1 protein-coding gene is annotated in these 280 nt (G+C 73.9%); it reads left to right on the forward strand.

Going from position 1 to position 280, the window contains the following annotated elements; translation table 11 throughout:
* The coding region (locus tag ASG49_RS11655; protein ID WP_162244525.1) for a hypothetical protein at window positions 1-280 on the forward strand (280 nt) is incomplete at both ends.

Here is a 280-nt window from a genome sequence, read left to right on the forward strand (position 1 = left end):
TGCGTTGGAGCTGGCGTTCCGGCTGCCGCGGCTCTGGACCCTGTTGGACGACGCACCCCTGACGGTGGGTCCGCGGGTGTGGCAGGCGCGGCTCATCTCCCGCGAGACCCACGACCTGTCGTTGGACGCCGCGCTGCACGCCGACCGGCTGATCTGCGCGGTCCCCGACAAGATCGGGCTGGTCGACGCCCGCCGGCTGGCCCACGAGGCCCGGCTCCACGCCGATCCCGACCGCGCGGTCGCCGAGGAGGACGAAGCCCTCGCACGACGTGGGGTGTGG

The sequence above is a fragment of the Marmoricola sp. Leaf446 genome, from assembly GCF_001424755.1.
In the GTDB taxonomy this organism is placed as follows: domain Bacteria; phylum Actinomycetota; class Actinomycetes; order Propionibacteriales; family Nocardioidaceae; genus Marmoricola.